Source organism: Brevibacterium sp. (assembly GCF_052105255.1).
GTDB lineage: Bacteria > Actinomycetota > Actinomycetes > Actinomycetales > Brevibacteriaceae > Brevibacterium > Brevibacterium linens_B.
Window position 1 is genome coordinate 3123 of sequence record NZ_JBQDYQ010000108.1, and the last position, 1285, is coordinate 4407.

Annotated in this window: 1 protein-coding gene; it reads left to right on the top strand. The window is 64.7% G+C overall.

Annotated features, from left to right (window positions below):
• On the top strand, positions 1-1272 hold a 1272-nt coding region (locus tag ACTIIH_RS15930; protein WP_441452806.1), incomplete at its 5' end, for an MFS transporter.
• Positions 1273-1285: the final 13 nt, after the last annotated feature.

The following is a 1285-nucleotide window of genomic DNA, read 5'->3' on the forward strand; positions in this document are numbered from 1 at the left end:
GTCGAATGGTACGACTTCTCGATCTTCTTCTATGTCGCCACGACCCTGACCAAGGAGTTCTTCGGCGACCAGACGGATTCCCTGCTGCTGACCCTCGGGGTCGGTGCGGCGGGATTCCTCTTCCGGCCCTTGGGCGCGATGGTCTTCGGTCACCTCGGTGATCGGATCGGACGTCGTTCGACGCTCATCATCTCCGCGGTCCTCATGGCGATCTCCATGCTCGGGATCGCGGTGATCCCGAACTACGACACGATCGGCATCTGGGCCGGCGTCCTCATGGTCGCCCTGCGCTGCCTGTCCGGATTCTCCGTCGGTGCCGAGTACACCGGCATCATGGTCTTCCTCATGGAATCGGCGGGACCGGGAAAGCGCGGATTGGCTGCCAGCTGGGCCGCGGCCAACAGCGAGGTCGGCGCGCTTCTGGCCGTGGGATCCGGTGCGCTGCTGGCGAATACGCTCAGTCCCGAGGCGATGGATTCCTGGGGCTGGCGGCTGCTGTTCGTCCTCGGCGCCGTGCTTGCCATCATCATGGTTCCGCTTCGATCGATGATGGAGGAGACCGAGACCTTCAAACGGCTGCAGCAAGCGGAGAAGGACAACAAGGGCAAGAAGGACGTTGGTCTCGAACGCTCCCCGCTCATCACCGCGATCCTCGAGCAGCCGCGGGCGATCCTCGTCGCCTTCCTCATCTCGTCGATCGGTTCGGTCAGCTACTTCCTCAACATCACCTATGTGCCCACCTACATCGAGGAGGTGGCGAAGGTCCCGAACTCCGGTTCCCTGGCACTGGGCACCGTTGCGGCCGTCGTCGCCATCGTCGTCACCCCGTTCTTCGGCCTCGCCTCGGACAAGTTCGGGCGCAAACCTGCCTTGGCGGCACTCATGGTCGTCTTCGTCTTCACGACGATTCCCGCGTATGTGCTGCTGTCCAACCAGTCCGCGGGCATCGCGATCGCAGGATCGGCGTTCCTCGCGATCCCGGCGGCCGGGTGGAGCGCTGTGGCGGCCGCCATGGTCCCCGAGCAGTTCACCGGCACGAGCCGCTTCTCCGGCATGGCGATCGGCTACAACGTCGCCACCGTTCTGTTCGGCGGGCTTTCACCGCTCATCGCCACGGCACTCATGTCGTCGACGGGCATCACGCTGGCACCGGCGATCTACGCCACCGTCGTCATCATCGTCGCCGGAGTTCCGACCCTCATCCTCGCCCGCAGCATGGGCAAGAAGACTCTCGCCGAGGTGGACGCGGACAGGCATCTCGTGCCCGCTTGAGGACGTGGCCGGG